Source organism: Okibacterium fritillariae, assembly GCF_052783725.1.
On the sequence record NZ_CP199917.1, the window covers coordinates 507,184 to 526,610 of the forward strand.

Here is a 19,427-nt window from a genome sequence, read left to right on the forward strand (position 1 = left end):
CGGAGTGCTCGGATGGCGGCGGCGTAGGGTGTCTCTACCGACGCACGATCCCTGGAACGGAGTAGTCAATGTACGATTACGATCCCTACGCCCGGCTCGACGAAGTGCCCTCGTTCACGCTCACGTCGACCGATGTCACCGACGGCGAGCCGCTCGCGCTGGCCCAGTACGCCGCCGATTCTGGTGGCGACGAGGTCTCGCCGCAGCTCAGCTGGTCGGGCTTCCCGGCCGAGACCAAGAGCTTCGCCGTGACGGTCTACGACCCGGATGCGCCGACGGGTTCCGGCTTCTGGCACTGGGCCGTGTTCAATATCCCGGCCGACGTCACCGACCTGTCGAGCGGAGCCGGCGCGCCGGACAGCGACGCCCTGCCCCACACCGCCATCACGCTGCCCAACGAGCTGCGCCTGACGAGCTTCGCGGGCGCGGCACCGCCCGAGGGAACGGGTGAGCACCGCTACTACGTGGTCGTGCACGCCGTCGACGTGCCCGAGCTCGACATCGACCGTGAGTCGACGCCCGCCGTGCTGGGATTCAACCTGCACTTCCACACGCTGGCGCGCGCCATCCTGGTCGGCACCGGTTCGTTCGGTCAGGGCAGCGGGGAGTAGTCATGCCGCACGCAGTCATCGTCGACGCCGTGCGCACCCCCTCCGGCCGGGGAAAACCGGGCGGAGCGCTGTCACAGGTGCACCCCGTCGACCTGTTCGCGGGCACCCTGCGCGCCCTCGTGTCGCGCAACGATCTCGACCCGGCCCTCGTCGACGACGTCATCGGCGGATGCGTCACGCAATCGGGTCGGCAATCGGTCAACGTCACACGCAACGCCGTGCTGGCCGCCGGTTTCCCTGTCGAGGTGCCCGCCACCACGATCGATCGGCAGTGCGGTTCGAGCCAGCAGGCCGTCGCGTTCGCGGCGCAGGGTGTGATCGCGGGAGCCTACGACATCGTCATCGCGGGCGGCGTGGAGTCCATGTCATCCACGCCCATCGGCCAGGCGCAGGGCGGCGCGGATGCCTCGGGCCCCCTGTTGCACGAACGCTACCCCGACGGGCTCGTGCACCAGGGCATCTCGGCCGAGCTCGTCGCCGCCCGCTGGGGTTTCAGCCGCCGCCAGCTCGACGAATACGCCGCACGCTCACACGAACGTGCAGCCCGGGCCCGCGACGCCGGCGGTTTCGACCGCGAGATCGTGCCCGTGCAGGTGCCGGCCGGCCCCCTCGTCGACCGCGACGAGACGGTGCGCGCCGCGACCACCGCCGACGGCCTCGCCTCCCTGCCCGCCGCCTTTCGCGACGCCCAGTTCTGCGCGCGCTTCCCCGAGATCCGCTGGAGCATCACAGCCGGCAATGCGTCGCCCCTCACCGACGGCGCCTCGGCCGTGCTCATCATGAGCGAGGAGGCCGCGGCCCGGCACGGGTTCACGCCGCGCGCCCGCTTCCACGCCTCGCGCGTCGTCGGCAGCGACCCCATCGAGATGCTCACGGGCATCATTCCGGCCACGCGACAGATCCTCGAGCGCACGGGGTTGAGCCTCGACGACATCGACGCCTTCGAGGTGAACGAGGCCTTCGCGCCCGTGCCCCTGGCGTGGCAGCACGACCTGGGTGCGTCGGATGAGCGACTGAACCCCAAGGGTGGGGCCATCGCGCTCGGACATCCGCTCGGCGCTTCGGGCACCAAACTGCTGGCCACGCTGATCGGCCAGCTCGAAGACACGGGCGGGCGCTGGGGCCTGCAGACCATGTGCGAGGGCGGCGGCATGGCCAACGCCACCATCATCGAGAGGCTCTGAGGATGAGATACGCGAAGATGTCGGCGATCGTCACGGGAGCCGCGTCCGGGCTCGGGCGGGCGACCGCCACGCGGCTCGCGGCGGCCGGCATGCACGTGGTGCTCGTCGATCTGCCGACCTCCGATGGAGCTGCCGTTGCCGAGGAGTTGCGCACGAATCGCCCCGGGGCCTCGGCGGCGGGCGGGTCGGATGTCGCGGCGAGCGGTTCCGGCGCAGGCGCGGGCTCCTCGGCGGCATCCACTCAGGCCAATCAGGCCGCTCAGGCCACCGCGCGCACCTCGCGTCGTCGCACCGACCGTCGCACCGACAAGCACCTGCCGCGCATCGAATTCGCCCCCGCCGATGTCACCGACGAGAAGCAGGTCGCGGCGGCCGTGGGGCTCGCCACCGAGCTCGCGCCGCTCCGCGTCGTCGTCAACTGTGCGGGCATCGCGACACCCGCCAAGCTGCTCGGTAGGGATGGGCCGCTCGATCTCGCGGCGTTCGACCGGGTTCTGCGCGTGAACGTGCTGGGCACCGTGAACGTCACGCGTTTGGCGGCACAGGCGATGGCCGATGACGCCGGGGCGGGGCGGGGATCCCCACGCGGACCCGGAGCCGGACCCGGAACGGCCTCGGCGACCGGCGAGGGCGGCGTGCCCGACCGCGGCGTCATCATCAACACGGCCTCCGTCGCCGCGTTCGACGGGCAGATCGGCCAACCGGCCTACGCCGCGTCGAAGGGCGCCATACACTCGCTCACGCTTCCCCTGGCCCGCGAACTCGCGCGCTACGGCATCCGCGTGAACACCATCGCGCCGGGCATCTTCGAGACGCCGCTCATGATGGGGCTGCCCGAACGTGCCCGGGCGTCGCTCGGCGAACAGGTGCCCTACCCGCAGCGCCTGGGCCTGCCCGACGAGTTCGCGCAGCTCGTCGAGTCCATCGCCGAGAACGCCTATCTCAACGGCGAGACCATCCGCCTCGACGGCGCGATCCGCATGGCGCCGCGCTAGGTAGGCTGGATGGGTCGACACCGCGGTCGCCCGCGGGCGGCAACGCTCCTCCCACGAAAGGCCCCCGATGTCCACCACCACCGTTCGCACCCACCCGAGCGACGACAACCTCGAGCGCTCCGAGCAGCTGGCCTGGAAGATCGCCCAGGTCGCCGTCGACGACGTGGCGGTGAGCGACGAGGTCACCGAGATGGTGATCAACCGCGTGATCGACAATGCCGCGGTGGCTGCGGCATCCCTCACGCGCTCGCCCGTCGTCTCGGCCCGGTCGCAGGCGCTCGCGCACCCCGTGTCGGTGGGCGGTCAGGGCTCGACGGTTTTCGGCCCGGCCGCCTCGCGCCGCGTCTCGCCCGAGTGGGCCGCGTGGGCCAACGGTGTGGCGGTGCGCGAACTCGACTACCACGACACGTTCCTGGCGGCCGAGTACTCGCACCCCGGTGACAACATCCCGCCCATCGTCGCGGTCGCCCAGCACGTGGGCGCCACCGGTCACGACCTCGTGCGCGGCATCGCCACGGGCTACGAGATCCAGATCGACCTCGTGCGCTCGATCAGCCTGCACGCCCACAAGATCGACCACGTCGCGCACCTCGGCCCCTCGGCCGCCGCCGGCATCGGCACCCTGCTCGGCCTGCCCGCCGAGACGATCTTCCAGGCCGTCGGCCAGGCGCTGCACACCACCACGGCCACGCGCCAATCCCGCAAGGGCGAGATCTCGACGTGGAAGGCGCACGCCCCCGCCTTCGCCGGCAAGATGGCCATCGAGGCCGTCGACCGGGCCATGCGCGGGCAGACGTCTCCCGTGCCCATCTACGAGGGCGAAGACGGCGTGATCGCCTGGCTGCTGGGCGGCCCCGAGGCGTCCTACGAGGTGTGGCTGCCCGATGCGGGCGAGCAGAAGCGCAGCATCCTCGACAGCTACACGAAAGAGCATTCGGCCGAATACCAGGCGCAGGCGCTCATCGACCTGGCCCGCCGCCTGCACGGCAGCCACCCCGAACTCGCCGACCCCGCCAACGTCGAGCGCATCGTCATCCACACCTCGCACCACACGCACAACGTGATCGGGTCGGGCGCCGGCGACCCGCAGAAGTACGACCCCCAGGCAACGCGCGAGACGCTCGACCATTCGGTGCCCTACATCTTCGCCGTCGCGCTGCAAGACGGCGCGTGGCACCACGTCGACTCCTACACGCCGGCCCGCGCCGCGCGCCCCGACACCGTCGAACTGTGGCACAAGATCACCACGGCCGAAGACCCCGAATGGACACGCCGCTACCACTCGACCGACCCCGCCGAGAAGGCCTTCGGCGGCCGCGTCGAGATCGAGCTGACCGACGGCACGCGCATCGTCGACGAGATCGCCGTGGCCGACGCCCACCCCCTCGGCGCCCGCCCGTTCGGTCGCGCCGACTACATCGCCAAATTCCGGATGCTCGCCGCCCCCGTGCTCGACGAAAGCGAGATCGAGCGCTTCCTCGCGCTCGCCGAGCGCCTGCCCGAGCTCACGGCCGACGAAGTGGGTCAGCTCACCATCCAGGCCGCCCCCGGTGTGCTCGCCTCGATCGAACCGCCGCACGGCCTCTTCTAAACGGCCCCGAAGGAGAACAATGCTCTACGCCACCACATCGCCCGCCGAGAAGCGCCGCCTGTTCCGCGAGCGACTCGCCACGGGCGAGCTGCTGCGGTTCCCCGGCGCCTTCAACCCGCTCACCGCGCGCCTGATCGAACGCAAAGGCTTCGACGGCGTCTACATCTCGGGCGCGGTGCTGAGTGCCGACCTCGGCCTGCCCGACATCGGGCTCACGACGCTGAGTGAGGTGGCCGGGCGGTCGAAACAGATCGCCCGCATGACCGAGCTGCCCGCCATCGTCGACGCCGACACCGGTTTCGGCGAGCCCATGAACGTGGCGCGCACCATCCAAGAGCTGGAAGATGCGGGCCTGGCCGGAACCCACATCGAAGACCAGGTCAACCCGAAGCGCTGCGGGCACCTCGACGGCAAACAGGTGGTCGACGAGCAGACGGCGCTCAAGCGCATCCGGGCCGCCGTCGATGCGCGCCGCGACCCCAACTTCCTCATCATGGCGCGCACCGACATCCGCGCCGTGGATGGCCTCGACGCCGCCATCGACCGCGCCAAAGCGTTGGTGGATGCCGGAGCCGACGCCATCTTCCCCGAGGCCATGCGCGACCTCAACGAGTTCGAGGCCGTGCGCCGGGCCGTCGACGTGCCGATCCTGGCCAATATGACCGAGTTCGGCAAGAGCGAGCTGTTCACGACCGAGCAGCTGGCATCGGTGGGCGTGAACATCGTCATCTGGCCCGTGTCGCTGCTGCGCATGGCCGTGGGCGCGGCCGAACGTGCGCTCGACACGCTCAACGAGGTGGGCACGCTGTCGTCGAAGCTCGGCGAGATGCAGCACCGCGCCGACCTCTACGACCTCATCGACTACGAGGGCTACAACCACTTCGACAACTCGGTCTACACGTTCCGCATCGAGAAGTAGCCGGCCGCCTCACCGCGTCCTGTCACGCAGAAACGCCCGCCCCGGATGCTCGGGGCGGGCGTTTCTCGACGTGCAGCAGTGAGTGAGCCTCGTTCTGACGGTCGAGGAACTCAGCCGCAGGTGTAGTCGACGCCGTCCTGCGTGAACGTGCCGTCGCCGTGTTCGGCGCACACCTCCACGACGTGCGCGAGTGCGCCCGCGATCGCGATGATGCCGATGATCACCAGGATGGTGACAATGGCGCCCACGATGATTCCGGCCAGGGCGATACCGTTCTTGCGGCCGGCCTTCTTGGACTGGACGAAGGCGACGATGCTGAGGATGAGTCCGATGATCGAGAACGCGCCGAGGAACGAGACGATGAGGCCGACGATGCCGAGGATCTTGCCCGGGTAGGACGAGGACTGGCCCTGGTTCTGGTCGGGGTAGCCGCCCTGCTGGGGGTACTGCGGGGCGTTGGGCTGGCCGCCGTACTGCTGCGGCTGCTGGCCATATGCGGGCTGCTGACCATACTGCGGCTGCTGGCCATACTGCTCGCCGGGCTGGCCGTACTGGCCCTGGCCCTGCTGGCCGCTCTGCGGGTAGGCGGGAGGCTGAGAATTGTGGCCCTCGTTCGAAGGCGTTCCGTTCGGGTCGTTCTGTGACATGGATTCCCCTTTCTGTGTGCGACCTTAGCGCGCCGGGGCGTCGTGTGGCCGGAGCGCGGGGCCGCGACATCCACCTGCCTCTTCGGGGCGGCGCCGGGTAGCATGCAGGGGTGGGTGGGCATCCACCCGGTCGAATGCAAGGGAGCAGACATGGCCGAGCCCGACATCAAGAAGGGTTTGGCGGGGGTCGTCGTCGACTACACCGCCGTTTCGAAGGTGAATCCCGAGACGAACTCGCTGCTTTATCGGGGTTATCCGGTGCAGGAGCTGGCCGCGTCGTGCAGCGTCGAGCAGGTCGCCTATCTGCTGTGGCACGGTGAGCTTCCCTCGCTCGAGCAGCTCGCCGACTTCGAGGAGTCCGAGCGCTCGCAGCGGGCCCTCGACAACCGCGTGCGCGCCGTGATCGACCTGCTGCCGACGAGCGCCCACCCCATGGATGTCGTGCGCACGGCCGTCAGCGCCATCGGGGCGACTGACGCGAGCGCAGAGGACCTGAGCGACGCCAATACGCTGCGCCAGGCCATCCGCCTCTTCGCCCAGCTGCCCGCCATCGTGGCCTATGACCAGCGCCGCCGCCGGGGTGATTCGCTCGTCGATCCCCGAGACGACCTCGGCTACAGCGAGAACTTCCTCTACATGACGTTCGGTGAGGTGCCCTCACGAGAGATCGTGGACGCCTTCACGGTGTCGATGATTCTTTATGCCGAGCATTCCTTCAACGCGTCGACGTTCACGGCCCGCGTCGTCACGTCCACGCTCGCCGACCTCTACTCGGCGGTGACGGCCGCGGTCGGTGCGCTCAAGGGCCCGCTGCACGGTGGCGCGAACGAGGCCGTCATGCACGTGTTCGACGAGATCGGGGATGCCGCATCCGCCCCCGCTTGGCTCGACGAGGCCCTTGCCGCCAAACGCAAGATCATGGGCTTCGGCCACCGCGTCTACAAGAACGGCGACTCGCGCGTGCCCACCATGCGGGCGTCGCTCGAGACCCTCGTCGAGGCGTCGGGCGAGCGCGACCTGATGGACCTCTACGAGACGCTCGAGACGGCCATGCAGGAGCGCAAGAACATCAAGCCCAATCTCGACTACCCCTCCGGCCCGGCCTATCGCCTGATGGGTTTCGACACGGGAACGTTCACGCCGCTCTTCGTGGCCGCGCGCGTGGTCGGGTGGACGGCCCACATTCGCGAGCAACTCGCGTCGAACGCCCTCATCCGCCCCCTGTCGGAGTACAACGGCCCCGACGAGCGGCACCTCTAGGGCTCGGCCCGGGGAGACAGCCGACGAGCGGCCGTGGTGGGTGCGCGACGGACGAGATGGTGAGGGGCCGCGCGAAGAGTGGCGGCCCCAGCGCAACGGCCCGGTGCCACCCGCGAGGGATGACACCGGGCCGTTGTGTGACCGGAAGTGCGGAGCCGCTGCCTATTCGGCGGCGCGGGTCTCGGCGATGAACGCCTCGAGCAGCTCGCGGCCCTCGTCGTCGGGGTGCTGCACGGGAGGCGACTTCATGAAGTAGGCCGAGGCCGACTCGATGGGGCCGCCCTGGCCGGCGTCGAGCGCGAGCTTGGCGGCGCGGACGGCGTCGATGATGATGCCGGCCGAGTTGGGCGAGTCCCACACCTCGAGCTTGTACTCGAGCGAGACGGGCGCGTCGCCGAAGCCGCGGCCCTCGATGCGCACGTAGGCGAACTTGCGGTCGTCGAGCCACGGCACGTGGTCGCTCGGGCCGATGTGCACATCGTTGGCCGGCAGATTCTCGACGATGTTGGAGGTGACGGCCTGCGTCTTCGAGATCTTCTTGGACTGCAGGCGGCGGCGCTCGAGCATGTTCTTGAAGTCCATGTTGCCGCCGACGTTGAGCTGGTAGGTGCGGTCGATCTTCAGGCCGCGGCTCTCGAACAGGCGGGCCATGACGCGGTGCGTGATGGTGGCGCCCAGCTGGCTCTTGATGTCGTCGCCGACGATGGGCACGCCCGCGTCGACGAACTTCTGCGCCCACGCGGGGTCGCTGGCGATGAACACGGGGATGGCATTGACGAACGCGACACCCGCGTCGAGAGCGGCCTGCGCGTAGAACTTCGCGGCCTCCTCCGACCCGACGGGCAGGTAGCAGACGAGCACGTCGGCACCCGAGTCGCGCAGCTCTTGCACCACGTCGACGGGCTCGGCCTCGGACTCGTCGACGAGCTCGCGGTAGTACTCGCCCAGGCCGTCGAGCGTGGGGCCGCGCTTGACGGCGACACCGGTGGTCGCGACATCGGCGAACTTCATGGTGTTGTTCTCGCTGGCCCAGATGGCCTCGGCGAGGTCGAGCCCGACCTTCTTGGCGTCGACGTCGAAGGCGGCCACGAACTCGAGGTCGCGCACGTGATACTGGCCGAAACGAACGTGCATGAGGCCGGGGACGGTCTCGTCGTCTGCGGCGTTGGCGTAATAGGTGACGCCCTGGATGAGTGAGTTCGCACAGTTTCCGACGCCGGCGATTGCAACACGAATACCCATGTGGTTCTGATCCTTAAACGGCCGACTCTGCGGCCTGAACTCTCGTTAACGTTCTGTGGTGCGGCTTCGTCGCCGACTTCCCACTCTAGAACAATGGGCTGGGTGCGGGCAGGCCGATGGCGGGCCTTGTGGATAACTCGGCCGAGGGCTAGCTGTGCAGAGCCCTAGTCGGTCGCCGAGGTGAGGCGCGAGGCAAAGAGGTTGAGCGCCGCCCACTGCAGCAGGATGACGGTCTTGCCGTCGGCGATACGTCCGTCCGTCGTCATCCGCAGTGCCTCGTCGAAGGGGATCGTGAGCGCCTCGATCTCTTCGCCCTCGTCGGCGACGCCGCCGCCCGGACCCGTCACATCGGCCGACGTCCACGGTGCCACGAAGAAGTGCACGCGCTCCGTGACCGAACCCGGGCTCATGTACAACTCGAAAACGGGCCGCACGGGCCCCACGGTCACGCCCAGCTCTTCGGCCACCTCGCGCCGGATCGCCGTCTCGGGGGAGTCTCCATCGAGCAGACCGGCGGCCGTCTCGATGAGCATTCCGTCGGGGTGATCGTTGACATAGGCGGGGAAGCGGAACTGCCGCGTCAGCAAAACCGTGCGGGCTTCGAGGTCGTAGAGCAGGATGGTCGCGCCATTGCCCCGGTCGTAGGTCTCGCGCTGCTGGGTGGCCCAAGCTCCGTCGCGCCCGCGGTAGTCGAGCGTCGTGCGGCGCAGCACGTGCCAGCCATCCGAGACGACCTCGACATTGCGCACCCGCACATCGGGGTTGCGGTCGAGGTCGGCGCCCGTCAGGTGCAACCCCGTGCGGCCGCGGCTGTCGGGCGTCAGGGCACCCGGTGTGGGGGCGTCGGTGGATGCTGTCGCGGACTCGTCATTCGGGAAAGAAGCCATGCCGCCATCGTATTCGGGGCTCAGCGCACGAGGCGCAGCGTCTCAACGCTCGGCACGTGCTGGCGCTGGCCGCCCGAGTGCACCACGTCGTCGCCGTCCACGCGCAGCTGGCTCTGGTGCGCGCCGAGCGCCGCCATGACACGGGGATGCTGCGCCGCGAAGTCCCGGCGGAAGACATGGGTCTGCGCAGCCGCAGCGGGCGCGGCGTCGAAGTGGAACGCCTCCGCCTCGGCGGGGCTCTCGACGACCTCGGCGAAGGGCAGCTCGAGCCGGCGGGCTGCGGCGAACCCGGCCTCACGCATCCGAACATGATCGGGGTGACCGTAGCCCCCGCGCTCGTCATAGCCGACCACGAGATCGGGCCGGATGCGGTCGAGAGCGGCGACGAGGTCGGCCGTCACTTCGTCGAGGGGCGCGAGGCTCAAGGAGCGGGCGTCGGCGGTTCCGTCGGCTTCGGCGAAACCGTCGGCTCCCCAGCGCATGCCCGAGTCGAGGTAGCGCCGCGCGGGCAGGCCGCCGGCCCGGGCTCCGGATGCTCCGAGGAAGACGTGGTGCAGGGCGGCGCTGTCGCCGGCCAGAGCGGTGAGGGCTCGTTCGAGTTCGCGCTCACGTTCATCGACCAGGGCTGGCGTTCCTTCGAGGGCCGAGAGAGGGCCGGGAACGACCTCGCCGCGTTCGCCGCGGCTGCCCGTGACGATGTGCACCTCGCATCCACTCTCGGTCAGCCAGGCGATCAGGTGGCCGGTCGCGAGCGTCTCGTCGTCGGGGTGGGCGTGCAGGAAAGCGACGCGGGTGGGGCGGATGCCGAGCAACACGACGGGTTCTGAGGTCACCGGGCGATGTTACCCGAGGTCGGGCACGCGACATGGCTTGCGGCGGCTGCGGCCTTTACCGGAAGACGAGGCCGAGCAGCGGGTCGAGCAGCAGGGCGTAGGCCGAGGCGACGACCGCAGCCGTGGCGACGAGGAGGAGCGTGGGGCGCCAGGCTCGCAGCAGCACGACGGCCGTGACCACGAGGAAGGCGAGGGCGCCGCTCGCGACGATCACCCAGGAGCCCCAACCGGCGGGGATCGCGACGAAACCGTGCACGGCATCGCCCAGTATGACGCCGCCGAGCACCCCCGCGGCAATCGCCACGATGCGCCGACTCTCGTGTCGGAGCAGGGCCGTCGCTGCGCCCAGCACCGGCCCGGCGACGAGGCCGATGAGAGCCCACCGGATGCCCTGGTCCGGATAGCCCCGCAGCGTCGAGACGAGCGCGTAGCCCTGCGACATCGCGACGAAAACGAGCCCGCCCGTGATGGCCGACCGCAACACACCGCCGCGCGCCCACGCCACGAGCAGGATCATGGGGATGCTCCATCCGGCCACCGAATTGGCCAGCCAGTTGAGCGTGCCGGGCAGCAGCTGCCCGAACGACGTGATGCCGCCCACGACGAGACCCCCCGCGATGGCGACGGCCGAGAGGAGGAGTGCGCGGGAGAGGGGGCGAGGCCTGGCGGATTGAACGCCCCGCGCTGATGTCGGCGTTGGTGTCGATGTCGCACTACCGTTCTGTATCCCCGCGGGCGGCCGGGCGGGGGTGACTTCCGGCGACTCGACTGAAACGGGCGTCGCTGTGGCGAGGGTCTTGCTCGTGTCGGAGGCCTTGGCCGGCGATGGCGTCTTGGACGTCCCCCGTGCCAGAGTCGCGGGGGCCTGATAGGTCAGGCTTCCGCGCGCGATGGTGGGGTGGGCCGTGGTCGGCGCTGCTACCGACGGAACGCGCGAGGTGGGGGAGGTCATCTTCCCAGTGAAGACGAGACGGGGGCGGCGCACATCGGCCGTGCGGCGCATGCGCATAGACCTGAGGATGTATTCGAGTCAGAGGTGCGAGCGGTAGATGTCGCCGAAGCGGAGCGCGACGGCATCCCAGCGGAAGGGTGCGACGTGGGCAACGGCTCGAGACCGCAAGCGGGCGCGACCGGCGGCGTCGCGCGCCTCGGTGAGGACCGCGTCGAGGGCGGCCGCCCACGATTCGGCACTGCGGTCGTCGAGCAGGATGCCGTTGTCGCCGACGGCTTCGGGCAGGCCGCCGACGCGCGACGCGATTACCGGGATGCCGCTGGCCGCAGCCTCGAGCGCCACGAGCCCGAACGTCTCGGAGTACGAGGGGATGAGGAGGGCCGAGGCCCGGCGCAGGGTCTCAGCGAGTTGCTCGCGCTCGAGCGGCCCGACGAAGAGGACGTCGGCGTCGCGAGTGGGGTCGACGTCGGCGTCGCGGGCAGGGTTGGCGTCGCGAACCGGTTCAGCGCCGGAGTCTGCCGCATCGGGCCCGTCGCCCGTCGTGTGAGCCGCGCCGACGGTGGCGCGCGCATGATTGCAACGCGCTGAGCGCAACCCCAACTCCTCGATGAGGTCGTGTAATGCGGCGACATAGGCGGCGTGGCTGGCCGTAGCGTCGCCGGCCAGGATGAGCTGCGGCCGACGATCCCGGGGGAGCGCTGCAATCGCTCGAACGGCGAGATCCTGCCCTTTCAGCGGTTGAACCCGTGCCGCTACGACGACCGTTGGGCGGTCGACGCTCGTGTCGCCACGCGATCCATCGGATCGTGAGTCGCCGCAGTCAGTGCCGCCGACGGGCTCCTGCTGCGCCTCGAACGGCGAGAGGGGCCGAAAGAGTCGGGTGTCGACCCCGGGGAGAACCACGCGCACGCGCTCGCGCGGGGCCCCGGCAAGGCGAACGGCCGCGTCGGCTTCCGCCTGGGAAACGGCGAGAACGGCGGTGGCGTTTGCCAGGAGTGTTCGCTCGGCGGCCACGCGCGCCTCAGGCTCGGGGGTGTCGCCATCGGCCAGGAGTTCGTTCTTCAGCGCCGCGAGCGTATGCAACGTGACGAGGTGCGGCGCGCCGGATGCCGCGGCCAGCCGCTCGCCAGCCAGGCCAGACAGCCAGTAGTGCGAGTGCACGAGATCATAGGGGCCAGCGGCGAGGGCGCTCGCCGTGAATGCGTCGACCAACCCGGGCAGCTCTTCCTTTGCCACGGATGCAGTGGCCCCGGCCTCGAGGAACAGGACGCGGGTGCCGCCCGGTGTGGTGACGGAACGTTGGTCGGCAGCGGTGCGGCGGGTGAGGACATCCACGTCGAAGCCGTCGGCGACGAGGCCGTCGGCCAACGCGCGGAGATAGACGTTCATGCCGCCCGCGTCGCCCGATCCGGCGGTGGCCAGGGGGGACGTGTGCAGGGAGACGAGGGCGACGCGGGGGCGAGGGGCCGAAACCACGCCTAGCCCACCTCGATGCAGCGCACCCCGGGCAGCTCGCCGAAGTGCGTCGCACGATCGGTGGTGAGGAGGGTGCGTCGCGTCACCGAAGCCGTGGCCGCGATCATCAGGTCGTGTGCTCCGCGCTTCTTGCCCGCCCGGCGTGTGTGGGCAAGAAGCTGCGCATGGGTTTCGGCCACGTCGTCGTCGTAGTCCTCGATCGGGATCTCGCGGATGATCGATTCGACGAACCGCTCGCGCCGCGGGCGCCGCTCATCGGTCGCGAGCTCGACGCCGTAGAGAAGCTCGGCAACCGTGACGGCGGCGATGACGAGGTCGTCATCCTCGGCCACGACCCCGTCGAGGAACGAGCCGTCGCGTTCGGCCTGCACGAGCACGCCCGTGTCGACGATCAGTCGGCGGGCCATTCGTCCCTCTCCTCGGCGAGGACATCGTCGACCGACGCGACGTCGGCGGCGAAATCGGGGTCGACGTTGTGATCTTTCAGCAGGGCGAGGAAGGCCCCGCCGTTGCTCGAGGATGCCGGACCGATCGTGGCGATGCGCCGGCCGCCACGAGTGATGACGATCGTCTCGCCGTGCTCGGCATCGTCGAGCACGGCGGCGAACGACCGGCTGGCCTCGGTTGCGCTGAGCATGTGCATGAAATCAGATTATCTGATTCATGTCGTTTACGCCAGGCGCTTCTCCGGGGACTTCGTCTGCGACGGGTCGGTTTCGGGTAGTGATCCGAGCGCGTCGTCCACGGCCTTCTTCACGTCGGCGTCGAGCTTCACGCCCGAGGCGGCGGCGTTCGACTCGATCTGCTCGGGGCGCGATGCTCCGACGATTGCTCCGGCGACGTTGTTGTTCGAGAGCACCCAGGCGACGGCGAGTTGCGCCATCGTGATGCCCAGGTCATCCGCCACGGGTTGCAGCTTCTGCACGGCCGTCAGCGTCTCGTCGTTGAGGAAGCGCTTGATCATGTCGGCGCCGCCCTTCTCGTCGGTGGCGCGGCTGCCCGCGGGCAGGTCGGCTCCGGGCTTGTACTTGCCCGTCAGCACGCCCTGGGCGATGGGCGACCACACGATCTGCGAGATGCCGAGCTCGGCCGAGGTGGGCACGACCTCCTGCTCGATCACACGCCACAGCATCGAGTACTGCGGCTGGTTCGAAATGAGCTGGATGCCCAGATCGGTGGCGAGTTCGTGGCCCGCGCGCAGCTGTTCGGCGTTCCACTCGGAGACGCCGATGTAGAGCGCCTTACCCTGGCGGACGACATCCGCGAACGCCTGCATGGTCTCTTCGAGCGGGGTCTCGTGGTCGTAGCGGTGCGCCTGGTAGAGGTCGACGTAGTCGGTGCCCAGGCGTTCGAGCGACGCCTCGATCGACTCGAGGATGTGCTTGCGCGACAGACCCGTGTCGTTGGGGCCCTTCGGTCCGGTCGGGAAGTACACCTTGGTGAAGATTTCGAGGGATGCTCGGCGCTCGTCTTTCAGGGCCTCGCCGAGCACGGTCTCGGCAGCCCCGTTGGCGTAGGTGTCCGCGGTGTCGAACGTGGTGATGCCGGCATCCAGCGCGGCCCGCACGCATTTGAGTGAGGTCTCGTTCTCGACTTGCGACCCGTGGGTGAGCCAGTTTCCATAGATGATTTCAGAGATTTTGAGGCCGCTGCGGCCGAGGTAACGGAATTCCATGTCTCGATCCTTCTCCTCGGCGCCGGGGGTGGAAAAGGGGTTGCGCGAATGGGCCGGGCGCGCGACAGAGCGGGGGTGCGGCATCCGGCAACACGAATGCCCCGGGCCGCACAGGGCGTGAGAGCTCGAGGCGCCTGGCAACACGAATGCCTCGGGCCGCACAAGATGCGCGGGCCCGAGGCATTCGGGAAAACCGAGGCTGTTCGCCTCAGCGGGGAATTGCTAGGCCGAGGCGGGGATCGTGGCCGTGTCGATCACGAAGCGGTAGCGCACATCGCTCTTCACGACGCGGTCGTAGGCCTCGTCGACCTGGTCGGCCGAGATGACCTCGACCGTGGCGCCGATGCCGTGCTCGGCGCAGAAGTCGAGCATCTCCTGCGTCTCGCGGATGCCGCCGATGTTGGAGCCGGCGAGGCTGCGACGCCCGCCGATGAGCGAGAATGCGCGGAACGACTGCGGCTTCTCGGGCGCACCCACGAAGACCAGCGAGCCGTTCAGGGCCAGCGTGGAGAGGTAGGCGTCGACATCGATATCGGCCGAGACCGTGTTGATGATGAGGTCGAACTCGCCGCGCAGCTTCGTGAACGTCTCGGCATCCTTGGTGGCGTAGTAGTGGTGCGCACCGAACGCCTTGCCGTCCTCCTCCTTGGAGAGGGACTGGCTGAGCACGGTGACCTCGGCGCCCAGGGCAGCCGCGATCTTCACGCCCATGTGGCCGAGGCCGCCCATGCCGACGATGGCGACCTTCTTGCCCGGGCCGGCGCCCCAGTGCTTGAGGGGCGAGTAGGTGGTGATGCCGGCGCACAAAAGCGGCGCCGCGATGTCGAGGTCGATGCCCTCGGGAATGCCGAGCACGTAGTTCTCGTCGACCACGACGGTGTCGCTGTAGCCGCCATAGGTCTCTTCGCCCGAGTACTGGCGGCCGTTGTAGGTGGCCACGTTGCCCTTGGTGCAGAACTGCTCTTCGCCGGCCTTGCAGTTCTCGCACTCGCGGCACGAGTCGACGAAGCATCCGACGCCCACGCGGTCGCCCACCTGGTATTTGGTGACGCCCGAGCCGACCTCGGTGACGATGCCGGCGATCTCGTGACCGGGAACCATCGGGAAGATGGCCTTGCCCCATTCCTCGCGGGCCTGGTGGATGTCGCTGTGGCAGATGCCCGCGAACTTGATGTCGATGACGACGTCGTGTTCGAGCGGGTCGCGGCGTTCGATGGTGCCGAATTCGAAGGGAGCCTCGGCGTTGGGCTTCTTGATTGCGTTGATCGTGGTCGTCATGAGGATCCTCACTAAGTCGACGGGTCACCCGCCAGCCGGGGGCCCAGCCACTGGCGATGAGCGGCCGGCCGAGCAGGGTGGGGGAGTGTGGCGATGTGCCTTGGTCAGAATACTCGCGCTTTCTGTGGCATCCACTCAGGCCGTGGGGGCCTTGCGCTCGGGCTGATTGTGGGGTGCGCACAGACATGCAGAGGCGCGGATGCCGCGGGCGTAGCATCCCTCGAATGCATCTCATCTTTCGCACCCTGTTCACGTTCCTGCGGTCGCGCCGGGGACTGCGCCGGGGCCGCACGATCGGCCACTACGACGTGGGGCACCTGCGCGTGCGCACCCTGCCCACCGATCTCGACGTGATCGGCCACATGAACAACGGCGTGTATCTGTCGATCTTCGACCTCGGCCGCTATGACCTGCTCGTGCGGTCGGGGCTGTGGGCCGAGTTCTCGAAACGCGGCTGGTATCCGGTGGTGTCGAGCGAGACCATCACGTTCCGGCGATCGCTGCGGTTGTGGCAGCCGTTCGTGATCGAGTCGCGCGTCATCGGCTATGACCACAAGGCCATCTTCATCGAGCATCGCGTGGTGGTCGACGGTGAGATCTACACACAGGCGTTCGTGCGCGGGCGGCTGAAGAAGAAGTCCGGCGGCACAGTGTCGAACGCCGAATTGCACGAGGTGATCGGCACACCGCCCGACGGCCTCGAGGTGCCCGAGTTCCTGCTGCAGTGGGGTTCGGATGTCGCGCTGCCGAACACGCACACCCCCGCACCGAGCGTATGGTCGAAGAGGTAAGACGCGCGGCGATCCCGCGCTGAACAGAAGGAAACCCTCATGACTGATACCTCCTCCCGCAATCCGGCCGAGGACGTGCTGGCCTCGCAGGCGTTCAGCGTGTTCATCGGCGCCGAGATGACCGACTTCGGCGACGGCAACGCGTCGATGGCCATCGACATCCTGCCGCACCACCTGCAGCAGAACGGCTATGTGCACGGTGGCGTGATCGCCTATCTCGCCGACAACACGGCCACGTTCGCGGGCGCCACGGTGCTGGGGCCGCGCGTGGTGACGTCGGCTTTGACCATCACCTACCTGCGGCCAGGCATCGGCGACAAGCTGGTGGCGCGCGCGCATGTCGTCGACTCGACGCGGCGCCAGGCCGTGGTGCACGTCGACGTGTTCGCGGCGACGACGGCGGCTCCGGCATCCGATGCGTCTGGCTCCGTCGATGCGCCCGCCGATGCCGCGCCCGCCGATGCCGCGACCGCCGCGCCGACCGAGCGTCGATGCGCGTCAGCCCAGGCCACGATCGTGATGCTGCCCGAAGGGCGCTAGGTGGTGCGCACTCAGGGATAGCGGGCCTGGATGTCGGCGATCTGCGCCTGCGTGGGCGATCCGGGGTCGCCGAGCGCCGCGATCAGCGAAGCGTGCGGAGTTCGACGTTCGCCGGCAGGTGGCGGTTCGATCTGTTTCTTCCAGTCCGGCGCGACCACGTCGAGCGCGTAGCCTAGCTGGGCGCCGGTCTCGTAGTACAGGGAGCGCTCGAGCAGCTCGCGACGAGAGGGGTCTTCTTCGACCCACGCCAGCACATCGGTGAAGGTGGAGGATGCCCCCGCCTTGTTGGTCAGGATGCCGATGGGCCCGCCCGTGAGGTCGGACATCCGACGCTGCAGGTAGACGGCGGTACCCTCGATCGCCTCGGTGTTGTCTTGGACACGCAGGGCGGGCCAGCGCTCGTACCGTGCGGCCCGGATCGCGAGCAGGTCCCGTGCGCGGGACGCGACGATCGAGGGATCGGTCTGCCCGGTCAGAGCGTCGAGGATGCGGAACTCGGTGCGGAGCAGGCTCATCTGGGCGTCATCGGTCGGAAAGTCGAAGATGCGATCGCCCTCGGGCCCGCGGTCGTAGTCCCAGGCCTGTTGCGCGTTGATGTGGAAGGCCTCGTGCAGTGCGAAGGTCGAGACCGCCTGGGTCTTGTCGTCGCCGCCATCGAGCTCGCCGGGCGCGTATTTCATCGCGAGCACGGGGGTGTCGCCGAGGGTCGTGGTCGTGAAAGCGAGGGGTTGCCAGTATTCGAGCGAGGCGGTGCCGAGCGTCTTGGTGGCATAGACGTCGCTCAGCAGGGGGTTTCCCGGGAAGTCGATCTTCTGCATGCCCGACACGTCGGTGATGTTCGACGCATTGATCACGTAGGCGTAGTGCCAGAGCGAGCTCCGTGTCGAGTCGGCGCGGATGAGGATGAGCGGTTCGGTGTCGTAGCGGTAGTCCGCGGTCCACAGGTCGGACGGTCGCTCGGCGAAAGCGCGATACTGCTCGGTCAGCTCGGCGAAGAGCTCACGGTCGGTCGCGTCGAGCGCCTCGGCGGAAGCGGGTGGCAGGCTCTTGATTCCGAACCAGACGTAGCCCGCGCCGCCCGCAATCGCAAGGATGATGGCGATCGCGGCGATTCGCCACGCTCTCCGTGCCCCGTGCTCCCGTTTTGACATCATGGAATATGAGTATACGCGACGAGAACGCCGTCATCGCATTCTCGGCAAGGGGTTTTCCCCGCGCATCCACGGGTGCATAGTGAGGGGGTGCCCGCGCCCGGCCGCCCGCACGGCTGCACCCTCGCAACGACGCGCAGGAGGAGGACCACATGGCGGATGACGGCAGCGACGCTCGCACCCGGCTCGTGGCTCGGCGCGCTCGCCTGCAGGAGGCGGTGTTCGGTGCAGGATCACAGCGGACGTCCGCGTCGGAACGTGTAAACGCCCTGGAGGAATTGCGTCGCGTCGATGCGCAGCTCGCCGGCGCCGGTTCGCCCGGGCGGGACCCGGGCACCGAACCGAGGGCGCCGAGGCCACCGGCATTGGATTCGACGCCCGCGCCCGCGCCGGCATCGAACGGCAGCAGCGCCACCTGGTTGGCCGCGGTCGCCGAGGCCAAGCTCGCCACCTGGACGGAGCGGTCCGAGGCCGCGGAACGTCTCTCCGAGACAGCGCGTCTGCGCGGGGCGGCCGAGGCATCCGCGCCCGCGACGGGAGTGTTCCACGTCGCTCCGCTCGGCGGCGAGTTCGACGGGCGGAACGACGGTGACATCCGGGACGACGGCGATATCCGGGACGACGGTAACATCCGCAACGACGGCGACATCCGCAACGATGGCGACATGCGCAACGGCGACGGCGGCTCACCGCCGAGGGGGCACACGACTGTCGGGCACCGTTTTCGAGATGCCCGCGCCCGTCTCACCCCGTTCGCCGTCGGTCTCGCGCTCGGTGTCGTGGTTGTCGCGGCCGGTGTCGGTTACGGCGTCGGCGCGAATGTGGCGAGTGTGCGCGGTGAGGCGGGGAGCGGCATCCGGGCCTCGGCCGATGCGTCCGACCGTGCCTCACCCGGGGCGGATGACAGTGCCGCCGATTGGCGCGCGCTCGCCTCGCAGCAGGCGCTCGCCGAGTTCAGCCGCAACCAGCTGTCGGGTGACGTGCCGCCCGACACCGTGGGCGACGACCACTTTCGAGCGGACTCGTTCCGCTTGCTGTTGACCGGATCGATCGCCGATTGGACGGGCCGCGTCTATGCGGCGAAAGACATCGAGGGTGAGATCTGTGTGGTGCTCGTGCAACCCGATTCGAGCTACTCGGCGGGGTGCGCGACGCCCGACCAGTTCGCGCGCGGCGGCGTGCAGGTGACCACGGACGTGAGCATCACCATCCGAGCCGATGACGATGGTTCGGAATCCATGATCACGGGTGTGACGGCGACCTGGCCGGCCAACGGGATGACCGGGCTGCGGTTCTCATCGGCGCGATCGGCCGGCTGATGCCCGACCTGGCCGGTGCCGACGCGTTCCCGCCCCGTGTTCATTCGGTGCCGCCGCTGCGGCCGGCCGAATGTCG

The 19,427-nt window shown here is 69.0% G+C and carries 20 protein-coding genes; 9 read left to right on the plus strand and 11 right to left on the minus strand.

Annotated features, from left to right (window positions below; translation table 11 throughout):
- Nucleotides 1-68 precede the first annotated feature (68 nt).
- The 5 genes from ACUWEX_RS02435 (at nucleotide 69) to prpB (ending at nucleotide 5,300) form a co-directional block, all read left to right on the plus strand.
- A complete protein-coding gene (locus ACUWEX_RS02435; protein ID WP_445997002.1) occupies nucleotides 69-611 on the plus strand; it encodes a YbhB/YbcL family Raf kinase inhibitor-like protein in 543 nt (180 codons plus the stop codon).
- 2 nt (nucleotides 612-613) lie between these two features.
- Entirely contained in the window at nucleotides 614-1,795 is a 1,182-nt protein-coding gene (locus ACUWEX_RS02440; RefSeq protein WP_445997003.1) for a thiolase family protein, read from the plus strand.
- Between the two features lie 2 nt (nucleotides 1,796-1,797).
- Nucleotides 1,798-2,790, plus strand: a complete 993-nt coding sequence (locus ACUWEX_RS02445) for an SDR family NAD(P)-dependent oxidoreductase (RefSeq protein WP_445997004.1) — start codon at nucleotides 1,798-1,800, stop codon at nucleotides 2,788-2,790.
- A 67-nt stretch (nucleotides 2,791-2,857) separates the two neighbouring features.
- Nucleotides 2,858-4,381 carry an MmgE/PrpD family protein gene (locus tag ACUWEX_RS02450; RefSeq protein WP_445997005.1) on the plus strand — a complete coding sequence of 508 codons (1,524 nt, stop codon included), beginning with the start codon at nucleotides 2,858-2,860 and terminating at the stop codon, nucleotides 4,379-4,381.
- 19 nt (nucleotides 4,382-4,400) lie between these two features.
- Complete coding sequence (gene prpB / locus ACUWEX_RS02455; RefSeq protein ID WP_445997006.1) at nucleotides 4,401-5,300, plus strand: methylisocitrate lyase; 900 nt, start codon at nucleotides 4,401-4,403, stop codon at nucleotides 5,298-5,300.
- A 110-nt stretch (nucleotides 5,301-5,410) separates the two neighbouring features.
- Here the strand turns inward: prpB and ACUWEX_RS02460 are convergent, their stop codons facing one another.
- Nucleotides 5,411-5,947 (minus strand): DUF4190 domain-containing protein, encoded by a 537-nt coding sequence (locus ACUWEX_RS02460; RefSeq protein ID WP_445997007.1) that lies wholly within the window; start codon nucleotides 5,945-5,947, stop codon nucleotides 5,411-5,413.
- Nucleotides 5,948-6,097: 150 nt separating this feature from the next.
- On the opposite strand from ACUWEX_RS02460, the gene ACUWEX_RS02465 reads away from it, so the two are divergent.
- Nucleotides 6,098-7,207, plus strand: a complete 1,110-nt coding sequence (locus ACUWEX_RS02465) for a bifunctional 2-methylcitrate synthase/citrate synthase (RefSeq protein WP_079726690.1) — start codon at nucleotides 6,098-6,100, stop codon at nucleotides 7,205-7,207.
- A gap of 162 nt (nucleotides 7,208-7,369) precedes the next feature.
- Here the strand turns inward: ACUWEX_RS02465 and ACUWEX_RS02470 are convergent, their stop codons facing one another.
- The 9 genes from ACUWEX_RS02470 to ACUWEX_RS02510 form a co-directional block, all read right to left on the minus strand.
- The gene (locus tag ACUWEX_RS02470) at nucleotides 7,370-8,449 is read right to left on the minus strand and encodes an inositol-3-phosphate synthase (RefSeq protein WP_445997008.1); all 1,080 of its coding nucleotides are present in this window, start codon (nucleotides 8,447-8,449) and stop codon (nucleotides 7,370-7,372) included.
- 164 nt (nucleotides 8,450-8,613) lie between these two features.
- On the minus strand, nucleotides 8,614-9,336 hold the full coding sequence (locus tag ACUWEX_RS02475; RefSeq protein WP_445997009.1) for an NUDIX domain-containing protein: 723 nt from the start codon (nucleotides 9,334-9,336) through the stop codon (nucleotides 8,614-8,616).
- 20 nt (nucleotides 9,337-9,356) lie between these two features.
- A complete protein-coding gene (locus ACUWEX_RS02480; RefSeq protein ID WP_445997010.1) occupies nucleotides 9,357-10,169 on the minus strand; it encodes a PIG-L family deacetylase in 813 nt (270 codons plus the stop codon).
- Between the two features lie 55 nt (nucleotides 10,170-10,224).
- The gene (locus tag ACUWEX_RS02485) at nucleotides 10,225-11,121 is read right to left on the minus strand and encodes a DUF6518 family protein (protein ID WP_445997011.1); all 897 of its coding nucleotides are present in this window, start codon (nucleotides 11,119-11,121) and stop codon (nucleotides 10,225-10,227) included.
- Between the two features lie 78 nt (nucleotides 11,122-11,199).
- Nucleotides 11,200-12,597: a glycosyltransferase gene (locus tag ACUWEX_RS02490; protein ID WP_445997012.1), complete on the minus strand. Its 1,398-nt coding sequence runs from the start codon at nucleotides 12,595-12,597 to the stop codon at nucleotides 11,200-11,202.
- Nucleotides 12,598-12,599: 2 nt separating this feature from the next.
- Nucleotides 12,600-13,004: a PIN domain-containing protein gene (locus ACUWEX_RS02495; RefSeq protein WP_445997013.1), complete on the minus strand. Its 405-nt coding sequence runs from the start codon at nucleotides 13,002-13,004 to the stop codon at nucleotides 12,600-12,602.
- A complete protein-coding gene (locus ACUWEX_RS02500; RefSeq protein WP_445997014.1) occupies nucleotides 12,989-13,240 on the minus strand; it encodes a type II toxin-antitoxin system Phd/YefM family antitoxin in 252 nt (83 codons plus the stop codon). Before ACUWEX_RS02500 ends, ACUWEX_RS02495 begins: the two co-directional genes overlap by 16 nt.
- A 27-nt stretch (nucleotides 13,241-13,267) precedes the next feature.
- A complete protein-coding gene (locus tag ACUWEX_RS02505; RefSeq protein ID WP_445997015.1) occupies nucleotides 13,268-14,272 on the minus strand; it encodes an aldo/keto reductase family protein in 1,005 nt (334 codons plus the stop codon).
- A gap of 222 nt (nucleotides 14,273-14,494) precedes the next feature.
- Nucleotides 14,495-15,550, minus strand: coding sequence for an NAD(P)-dependent alcohol dehydrogenase (locus ACUWEX_RS02510; RefSeq protein WP_079726699.1), 1,056 nt, complete (start codon nucleotides 15,548-15,550; stop codon nucleotides 14,495-14,497).
- Nucleotides 15,551-15,774: 224 nt separating this feature from the next.
- On the opposite strand from ACUWEX_RS02510, the gene ACUWEX_RS02515 reads away from it, so the two are divergent.
- Nucleotides 15,775-16,341, plus strand: coding sequence for an acyl-CoA thioesterase (locus ACUWEX_RS02515; protein ID WP_445997016.1), 567 nt, complete (start codon nucleotides 15,775-15,777; stop codon nucleotides 16,339-16,341).
- Between the two features lie 39 nt (nucleotides 16,342-16,380).
- Nucleotides 16,381-16,881 (plus strand): PaaI family thioesterase, encoded by a 501-nt coding sequence (locus ACUWEX_RS02520; RefSeq protein ID WP_079726701.1) that lies wholly within the window; start codon nucleotides 16,381-16,383, stop codon nucleotides 16,879-16,881.
- An 11-nt stretch (nucleotides 16,882-16,892) separates the two neighbouring features.
- Here ACUWEX_RS02520 and ACUWEX_RS02525 read toward each other — a convergent pair whose 3' ends face one another.
- On the minus strand, nucleotides 16,893-18,035 hold the full coding sequence (locus ACUWEX_RS02525) for a hypothetical protein (protein ID WP_445997017.1): 1,143 nt from the start codon (nucleotides 18,033-18,035) through the stop codon (nucleotides 16,893-16,895).
- A 362-nt stretch (nucleotides 18,036-18,397) separates the two neighbouring features.
- Between ACUWEX_RS02525 and ACUWEX_RS02530 the strand changes: the two genes are divergently transcribed.
- Entirely contained in the window at nucleotides 18,398-19,351 is a 954-nt protein-coding gene (locus tag ACUWEX_RS02530; RefSeq protein ID WP_445997018.1) for a hypothetical protein, read from the plus strand.
- Nucleotides 19,352-19,427: the final 76 nt, after the last annotated feature.